Here is a 7376-nt window from a genome sequence, read left to right as displayed (position 1 = left end):
GCCATAAATAATCGGTAAATCGGGATTCGTCAGCCTCTCTTTAAACTCCGGTTCGATGACGTACCAATGTTCTAACGGCCGTTTGGGAAGCGCCGCCAAATCGATAATCCGGTCGGCAGGATTGGCGAACAGCATCTCGGTTATCGTGAGCGATGCTGTTTCCGACAATTCGGGACAGGTGATTACCAGCGCGCCAGCATCGCCGGGCAACAGCTCGTACGAAAGCCCAAGAATATCCGACAGTATGCAATCGAGAATGTACCGCCGTTCGGGAAGCGATGGATTTTTACACTTTACACATAGCTTCATCGCGCCAACCGCTTACGAAGTGATTTAATCGAAGCGGATATCTTCGTACCTCGAACCAGTGGTGCAAATGTTTTCATCAGATAATAAGAAGGGGTTTTTTTGAGAAACTCCCAAGATGTCCGGCACGACGAACAAAGCGGATCGTCGCATAAAAAGAATGATGGATTCTCACGCAATACCCGCAATTCAATCTCGAGAGTTTTCTTCAGATCGGTCATTTTTGCCGCAGCATTTCCGACATGACCGGTGGCAAGAATTGCCCCTTCCTTTTCGTATAAGGGAATGAAGTTAATGAAACCGCGGGCGCAGCCCCCCGCCCAGTTGCGCTGGAAAAATTTCACTTGTCCATCGGCATCAAGATAATTCACGCCGTAGTCTTCGGTCTTTTGTTTTAAACCAAGCTGTAATATTGCGACGTGAGTGGTGCCGATTCCGGGGACTTTATCATCATCTCCGACTTTGACATTTAATCCGCCTTTCTCGATCATCCAATTCACGACTTCATACGCACCGGTTTGGGCGGTATGCCGTTCCATTAGCTCCTTTGCGTCTTTGCCGATTGCGACAAATTTTTGCAGTGGATGTCGGCTGCGATACATCCGGGGATCCTTCACCATTGTATTTGTGAAGGCGCCGGCATAGGATGGCGTTTCAACCGTAACAACTTTTTTCGCATCCTCCTCGCTAAACGGAAGCGGATAACCGCTGACGAAGGAGGCGGAAATTACCGTACCTTCTTCCCCAACGGTTTCCACAAACGCGTCAACTAATGCTTGTGCACCACCCACTACTTTCCCCACCGACTTCAAGGAAGCTTTCACTAAAAGAATATTGCCCTTTCGGATACCCAACGCCGATAAATGCTCTTTCAAAATCTCCTTGGTGTAACCGGTGGGTTCAGTTGCATCGGACATGGGTTTAGGCTCCATTTTTCTTAAACTCTTCCAGCGCTGCGATCGCATTTGATAAATGCATCGTGTGAAGTGAGCCTTTCAGGGTCGGCGGCGAAACAAAAACACCATCGATTATTACGACGCCTTTATTTTCTTTCTTCGCTTGCTCGGCGCCATCGACAATCTTGCGGGCAAGTATCGTCTGTTCTTCAGTCGGCGAATAGACTGCATGGGCAGTTGGAATTTGTTTCGGCGATAGTACCGCCGTACCGCCCATACCAAGCGCACGTGCCCGAGAAGCGAATTGGACAAACCCATCGATATCGTGAACGTGAACGAACGCGGCATCTAACGGAATTGCTCCGACTGCGCGAGCCGCAAGGATCAGTTGCATCCGAGCGTGTAGCAGACTTACGTCCTCGGCGTAATGGGTTCCTTTTACATCCGCCAAGTAATCCTCACAGCCAAATATCAATGCCATCGTTCGAGACGACGCCTTTGCTATCGGATAGGCGTTGATCACGCCGAGCGGCGTTTCCAGCACTGGGATAATCGAGAAAAAGCCGGAAGGTAGATTCCGCTCCGATTCGATCATCTCAAGCTGAGCGCTAAAGATTAAAATGTCTTCCGGTGACATCGTCATCGGATAAACGAACCCTTGTAGTTCTTCACACGCAACTGAATCGACGTCGCGCAAAGTACGGCCGGTTTCCAGCGAGTTTACCCGGACAAAAACCGGTTTCTTGCGAAAGCACCCTTCCTCGAGTAGCCGCCGAATCGTGACTCTCGCATCGTCTTTCGATTCGGGCGGCACCGAATCTTCAATGTCAAGTACAACACAATCAGCGTCGGTTTCAGCCGCTTTCCGGGAGAGTTTCTCATTGTGTCCGGGTACGAATAACAAGGTGCGTAGCACCCAGTCGCCGGGATAAGGTTTCGCCATGTTACACCCCCTCAACATTCGTTTTGGGAACCAGTAGCTTGCGACGGAACGTTAGTACTTTTTCATTGCGCTGGTTGAATCCCCGGGTCTCAACATAAATGATACCCCGGTCAGGTTTCGATTTCGATGCGATTTTCTCAAGGATCTCCGTTTCAGCCCGTAGAGTATCGCCAATGAAGACTGGTGCGTTGTGGACAATCTTTTCGTATTCCAGATTTGCAATCGCTTTTCCGGAGATGTCACGTACACTCATGCCGGCGATGAGACTAATCACATAGGTGCCGACCACCAAAATTTTTCCGTGCTGGGTCTCAGAAGCGTATTGTTCGTCAAGGTGGACAGGGTGGTGTACCATCGTTAATAAACAAAACATGCTTTGTTCGCTGGTATTGATTGTTTTGCCGGGCCAGTGCTTAAAAACCGTACCAACGGTAAATTCCTCGAAGGTATGTCCAAACGGACTTTGTATCGTTTCCATGTACAATCCTTCTATTTGCGTGTGAACGGCTCGAAAGGCCGATGAGTACTCACTTCGTAAAATCAAACGAATGTTCCATCAATCAGGAAAGCAGCGCATGTTCATTTGTTACAGAACGATCCTTAAGTATGATGCTTCGCTACGGCAAGAATTGCCGATTGTCACCACTGAATGCTTCGAAAAAAGGAGAATTATCTCCTACCAATGTAACTTACTGTGATATTCAAGCACATGCAATGAAATCTACCCACTCCTCACATGTAACGAGAATTACATGAGTTAACCGATCAGCCGATTTCGACCAGTCTGTTTATTGGGCAAGCCGTGAAATCACAATGCGCCGTTTCCCGGCGCGCGTTACTTCGACATCCTCCACTAACACGAGTTGGATATCGATGTTATCGCCAAGAATCTTGCGGAAACTGCGCAGGATATGGTCATTCGTCTCTTGCGTATAGAGTTCCGTAGGAACAACCCTTACGATAACCGCTTCAAGTTTCTCTTGAACAATCTGATATGTTTTGACTTCTTTGAAAATGTATCGGAAGACTAAGGTGAAGTTGGGAGTAGTGGCGGTTTTCCCATCGATAGTACGAATAAAATCGCCAGTCCGCCCCTGCACCGTTCCAATCTTAGGCAACGTCATGCCGCACGCGCACGGTTCATAGGGAAGCGCCAGCGCTAAGTCGCCCATGTCGTAGCGGACATACGGCCAGGAACGATTCAAAAAATTCGTTACGACGACTCTGCCGTACTCGCCGTGAGCGACCGCCTTTCCCTCTTCGTTTACCAATTCGATATATCGATGAGAGTCATTCGTATGCATCCCATTGTGTTCGCGACATTCGCACGCGACACCGGTATCGCCGCCGCCGTAACCATCGAAGGGACTTAAACCGAACGCTTCGCGGATTGTTTCGCGATGAAAATCCTGTAACACTTCGCTGGTGGTAAAAACGGCTTTGAGATGCTTCGGTTTTTCCCCGCGCTTGAGAAAATGCCGGGCGATCAAATAAACGCCGGACGCGTATCCCCACATTGCGACCGGCTTCTTTGTCTGCATGTACTCGACGATAGTATCCAAGTATTCATCGGTAACCGACGCAACGGTTCGACTGGTGAAATTCATTGTATACGCTTGAGATTTGGCAAAAAGACGCTTTTTGCGGGATTTGACATAAGCCTGCCCGCCAACCCGCAGGATCGGGTCGCCCGGTTCGATACCCGCCCAAGCCATGTGCCGCCATACCGAAGCAGCGTCATAAGAGCGAACGTATTCGTCTTTGAAGAAAACGACCGGCACGCCGGTACTGCCACCGGTCGATCCTTTACTCAACGTCTTTAGGTCTACCCCGTTTGCCGTCATCCGCTCATAATTTCCCCGAATGTCGGTTTTGGTTAGTACGGGGATCGCTTCGATCTGAGATAAATGTTCGAAGGTGTGCGGATTAAACCGCGCCTCCTCGAAGCGTTCCGAGTAGAAGGGAACGTTTTCGTAACAATGCACCAGAAACTTCTTCAATTGCTCCAATTGCCAGGTGCGCAAAACGTCTACCGGCCAATGCTCGCGTTCAATCAACTCGGCGGTGACTTGATCGAAGTTGCGATGCCGATAGCGGAGAAACGATTTTGCTAAGAATCGGCGAAAATAATGGGAATTCATGGTTACCTTCAGTTGATTGTCAATCGTTCCTGCTCGATTGTAGAACATATTGACGCTGTTGCCATTCTGCAAGGTCTCTGCCTATGAGAATGTAACGGTCTGGATTCTGTTCGATTGGTTCGTCAGATTTCACAGATGCAGGAAACAAGTTGTACGTCATCCAATAGTCACCGACCGTATCGATTGCGAATGTCGATAAACAACAATGGTAAACTCAACAGGAAAGCCGGAGAAACGTACAATACACAAGCTCCAAGCGAATATTTCTGGCATAACTCCTCGAAAAAGTTTGAGCAATATACCGCCCAAATCGAAAACTGTCAACTAACCCGCAAATCCTTGCCGGAAAACGCTGTTCGCTATTTCACCGCAAATTCACTCGGGATATTTGCCGTTCAGACACCGAAGTAAAAAAGCTCAACCAATCGCAAACTCATCAAATGGCGTTACCAGATTGTCGCGATTGTTATATTGTTAATACAACGAATGGTAAACAACCCGGCGCGGACTTCCAACGACCCGATTTTCCCACGATGAGAAAGCAAGCTATTTTCTTGCTGTAAAACTATGAACGACACCTCCGAAATCAAACCGGTAATCCGCCGCCTCTTCCTGTTCACCGCAATGTTTGCGATGGTGAATGTCGCATTCCAATTCGGTGAAGTGATCGCCCGTAAATCGCTCGCGGCGACTCCGCTTCAAGTCACCATTCTGACGATGATGTTTCCAATGACGAGTATCATCTCGATCTGGGTGGGACGCTATCTCTCCGGACGCGATCAACGCCCCTTGATCCGGGTAACGGGAACGATTGCGGTGGCGGCGCTTGCGAGTGGATTGCTGCTGACAACCTACTGGCATCTCTTCGGTATCTTTCTCGTATTCGCGTTGGTCTCTTCGGCACAGACCCTTGCGCAAACCCGCATCCTGCAGCAATACATTCCTGCCAATCGCACGGGGAAAATGCTCGGCATGGCGCAAGGATTGGGCATGATTACCGGCGCAATCTATTCGGCGGTGGGCGGCTACTGGCTCGATCACGTATATCACGGGTGGCAATCGCTCTTCTTCGTGACTGGTTTACTTGGATTCATCGGTGTGCTTGCCTTGGCGTCAATTCCTACCCGCAACGAAGATCATATTGACCGCTTCCATTTCCGTCGCGACAATTTTTTCGCGCCGCTCAGCGAAGTGATTGCGTTACTCAAACGGAGGAAAGATTTTCTCCGCTTCGAAATGGCGTTTATGCTGTATGGCGTCGCATTTATGATGCAGCTTCCGGTGATTCCGCTCTATCTCGTCGACGATTTGCAATTGCATTACAGCGACATCGGGCTTGCGCGCGGCACGATTTTTCAATTGGTGATGATTGCGGGCATCCCGTTCTATGGGCGGCTCTTCGACCGCTCGACGCCCCATCGGCTCTCGATGCAGGTGTTTGCACTCGGCGCACTCTTTCCGCTGGTTTTACTCTCTGCCTCACTGTTCGATGGAGCAATGCAAAAAACGGTCGTGATGATTGCCTTTGGACTTTTCGGCGCGATCATGAGCGGCGTCATAATGCTCTGGAATTTGAGCGCGATGCGATTTGCCCAGAGTGGGGAGGATGTGGCGGTGTATCAATCGGTACATATCGCGGCAACCGGTGTCCGTGGCGCCTTTGCTCCGCTCATGGGGCTTGGCATCACTACCCTATTCGGTAATCGCATTGCATTGGCGGTAGCATCTCTGTTTTGGATTGCAGCATCGGTGGCGATGATCGTCGCCCGCAAATACGACGTGAAACTCGGAGAGAATATTAGTTTGAGGGTGTAAGGGCTTTGGTGATTCGAAAAGAATCGTGATACGAATAGATGCTAATCTAGCATACTCGTGCATAGCGATGCTACATAATCTATTGATTTTTTCACTTTTCGTTTGACAGTTGATTTTTACTATCGATCATTGTAACTTGTAATAAATCAATGAGCAAATCAACAAGCGAAACGTCATGATTAGAATAATATTGCTATCAACGGAATATTTAACTTCAACGTTATTGTTGTTGAATGTTTTAGTGTTATTTGTAGGCCTTGTTTTATTCTGGAACTATCATGATAGTGTTAAAGACAACATAGTTTAGGAGTTACAAATGAAGATAGTTGAAATTTCGATCCGTTCTCTATTTGGACGGTTTAATCACACTATCCAATTCTTCATGGGTGAACGAGTTACAATAATTCATGGACCAAATGGAGTTGGAAAAACAACTGTCTTGAGATTGATTTATGCTTTGTTTAACAGAAAGTATTACGAACTATTCCAAATACCTTTTGATTCAATACATATAAAATTTCAACCATCAGGATCACTAACAGTAAACAATATTAGAGATAAAGTCACTAATGAAACAACAAGACTTGTCTTAAAATATCGCGATTTAGTATATAATATTGAACCTCTTGAAGAAGGAAATATTAGATCTATTTATTCATATAACTCTATAGAAAGATTTGTCGACAACTTAGAACGGGTAGATCAAAACTTATGGCGTGACAATCAAACTAATGAGACATTTGGTATTTATGAAGTGATGTACAAATACGGACATCTACTTCCGGAAGAATTGAAAAAATCTGTGAAATTGGAACCTGAACTAATTAGAGATCTGTATAAGTCGGTCAATATTACTCTAGTTGAAACACAAAGATTAATAATTTCTGTACTTTCGGAAGATTCTAATTATCGGCATAGAAAAGAAACTGTGACACAGAAAATTGCCGTTGATCAATTTTCTTCTGATATGATTATGAGAATAAACAAATTGCAACAAGTAAGTGGAATTGAAGGAGCAAAGCTTGATCAAACGTTTCCTCAACGTCTTCTCAAATACTCGTTACCTAAAGATGTTAACGAAAAAGTAATCAGAGAAAGGTATTCTGAGCAAACACTTTACCGCGATAGATTGATCAAAGCAGGTATCATTGGTGGAGAAACATCAGTCGAGTTACCAAAGCGTAGACTTACGAAAGATGATCGGAAAGTGTTATGTATATATTTAGATGATGTTCAAAAGAAATTAAAGGTATTTGATAATTTATTAGTTAGAAT

The 7376-nt window shown here is 46.6% G+C and carries 8 protein-coding genes; 3 read left to right on the top strand and 5 right to left on the bottom strand.

From position 1 onward, the window contains the following. The 5 genes from OEM52_12510 to OEM52_12490 all read right to left on the bottom strand — a co-directional run. Positions 1-309: hypothetical protein (locus OEM52_12510; protein ID MDK9700962.1), on the bottom strand; the 309-nt coding region annotated here is incomplete at its 3' end. Further along, a complete protein-coding gene (locus OEM52_12505) occupies positions 306-1223 on the bottom strand; it encodes an AAC(3) family N-acetyltransferase (GenBank protein ID MDK9700961.1) in 918 nt (305 codons plus the stop codon). The genes OEM52_12505 and OEM52_12510, both read right to left, overlap by 4 nt. A gap of 4 nt (positions 1224-1227) precedes the next feature. Next, entirely contained in the window at positions 1228-2145 is a 918-nt protein-coding gene (locus OEM52_12500) for a CoA ester lyase (GenBank protein ID MDK9700960.1), read from the bottom strand. Position 2146: 1 nt separating this feature from the next. Next, positions 2147-2623 (bottom strand): MaoC family dehydratase, encoded by a 477-nt coding sequence (locus tag OEM52_12495; protein ID MDK9700959.1) that lies wholly within the window; start codon positions 2621-2623, stop codon positions 2147-2149. A 310-nt stretch (positions 2624-2933) separates the two neighbouring features. Then, on the bottom strand, positions 2934-4286 hold the full coding sequence (locus OEM52_12490) for a hypothetical protein (GenBank protein MDK9700958.1): 1353 nt from the start codon (positions 4284-4286) through the stop codon (positions 2934-2936). A 189-nt stretch (positions 4287-4475) separates the two neighbouring features. On the opposite strand from OEM52_12490, the gene OEM52_12485 reads away from it, so the two are divergent. From OEM52_12485 to OEM52_12475, 3 genes are all read left to right on the top strand, one after another. After that, positions 4476-4697: a hypothetical protein gene (locus tag OEM52_12485; GenBank protein MDK9700957.1), complete on the top strand. Its 222-nt coding sequence runs from the start codon at positions 4476-4478 to the stop codon at positions 4695-4697. Positions 4698-4853: 156 nt separating this feature from the next. Continuing rightward, on the top strand, positions 4854-6101 hold the full coding sequence (locus tag OEM52_12480; GenBank protein MDK9700956.1) for an MFS transporter: 1248 nt from the start codon (positions 4854-4856) through the stop codon (positions 6099-6101). Between the two features lie 316 nt (positions 6102-6417). After that, on the top strand, positions 6418-7376 hold a 959-nt coding region (locus OEM52_12475; protein MDK9700955.1), incomplete at its 3' end, for an ATP-binding protein.

This window comes from bacterium, assembly GCA_030247525.1.
In the GTDB taxonomy this organism is placed as follows: Bacteria; Electryoneota; JAOADG01; order JAOADG01; family JAOADG01; genus JAOTSC01.
Note: the sequence above shows the minus strand (reverse complement) of the source record. Positions and strands in the feature narration are given on the sequence as shown.

Excerpts from the sequence above, each read along its gene's own strand:
- OEM52_12480 (MDK9700956.1), top strand. The coding sequence starts at position 4,854 with ATGAACGACACCTCCGAAATCAAACCGGTAATCCGCCGCCTCTTCCTG.
- OEM52_12505 (MDK9700961.1), bottom strand. The coding sequence starts at position 1,223 with ATGTCCGATGCAACTGAACCCACCGGTTACACCAAGGAGATTTTGAAA.
- OEM52_12490 (MDK9700958.1), bottom strand. The coding sequence starts at position 4,286 with ATGAATTCCCATTATTTTCGCCGATTCTTAGCAAAATCGTTTCTCCGC.
- OEM52_12500 (MDK9700960.1), bottom strand. The coding sequence starts at position 2,145 with ATGGCGAAACCTTATCCCGGCGACTGGGTGCTACGCACCTTGTTATTC.
- OEM52_12485 (MDK9700957.1), top strand. The coding sequence starts at position 4,476 with ATGTCGATAAACAACAATGGTAAACTCAACAGGAAAGCCGGAGAAACG.
- OEM52_12495 (MDK9700959.1), bottom strand. The coding sequence starts at position 2,623 with ATGGAAACGATACAAAGTCCGTTTGGACATACCTTCGAGGAATTTACC.